This window comes from Neisseria sp. P0021.S006 (assembly GCF_051956895.1).
In genome coordinates this window covers 1-1,240 of record NZ_JBQCWZ010000410.1, presented here as the reverse complement: position 1 = coordinate 1,240, position 1,240 = coordinate 1, and the positions used below count along the sequence as shown (strand labels likewise).

The 1,240-nt window shown below is 51.5% G+C and carries 2 protein-coding genes; both read left to right on the top strand.

What is annotated here, in order from left to right:
* Window positions 1–120 precede the first annotated feature (120 nt).
* On the top strand, window positions 121–849 hold the full coding sequence (pdxJ, locus tag ACTHUM_RS14565) for a pyridoxine 5'-phosphate synthase (protein WP_070814162.1): 729 nt from the start codon (window positions 121–123) through the stop codon (window positions 847–849).
* 88 nt (window positions 850–937) lie between these two features.
* Window positions 938–1,240: holo-ACP synthase (gene acpS / locus ACTHUM_RS14560; RefSeq protein WP_440403232.1), on the top strand; the 303-nt coding region annotated here is incomplete at its 3' end.

Genomic DNA, 1,240 nt, shown 5'->3' with positions numbered 1-1,240 from the left:
CAAGTCTCGGCAGGTTTTACAGCAGTTGCAGCAGTTTGGCTTGGGCAGTTGAATTTTTTCAGACGGCCTTTGATAGGTAATGACTCAGGCCATCTGAAACCTTAATGAAAGGACATTATTATGTTGTTAGGCGTAAACATCGACCATATTGCCACCGTCCGCAATGCGCGCGGTACGATTTATCCCAGCCCTGTCGAAGCGGCGCTGATTGCAGAAACCCACGGCGCTGATTTGATTACCATGCACTTGCGTGAAGACCGCCGCCATATTAAAGATGCGGACGTGTTTGCCGTTAAAAACGCCATCCGCACGCGCCTGAATTTGGAAATGGCGCTGACGGAAGAAATGCTGGAAAACGCGCTCAACGTCATGCCGGAAGATGTGTGCCTCGTGCCTGAAAAACGTCAAGAAGTGACCACCGAAGGCGGTTTGGACGTATTGGCGCAACAGGATAAAGTAGCCGAGTTCACTAAAATCCTGACCGACGCAGGCATCCGCGTGTCCTTGTTTATCGATGCCGACAACGCGCAAATCCAAGCCGCTTATGATGTCGGCGCGCCCGTTATCGAGTTGCACACCGGCGCATATGCCGATGCGCACAGCCACGCCGAGCAAATAAAACAATTCGAGCGCATTCAAAACGGCGCGCATTACGCCAGCGATTTGGGTTTGGTCGTTAACGCCGGACACGGCCTGACCATTCACAATGTTACGCCGATTGCTCAAATTCTCGCCATCCGCGAGCTGAACATCGGCCATTCGCTGATTTCCCAAGCACTCTTCCTCGGCCTGCCTGAAGCTGTCCGCCAAATGAAGGAAGTCATGTTCAGAGCCAGAATGCTGCCTTAACGGCATCAGCCATACAGGCTAAAGCGGTTTGCTTTGGCCTGTATTCACACTTTCAGACGGCCTGACTATTTAAACAAGGAGCAGACCCATGATTTATGGAATCGGTACAGACATTGTTTCCCTCAAACGCATTATCCGCCTGAACAAAAAATTCGGACTGGCATTTGCGCAACGCATTCTCAGCCCGGAAGAGCTGTTGGAATTTCCGCAGGCAGGCAAACCGGTCAACTATCTTGCCAAACGTTTTGCCGCCAAAGAGGCTTTTGCCAAAGCCGTCGGTACGGGCATACGCGGAGTGGTGTCTTTCCGCAATATCGGTGTCGGACATGACGCATTGGGCAAACCTGAATTGTTTTTTGCACCGGCTTTGACAAAATGGCTGAAAGAGCAG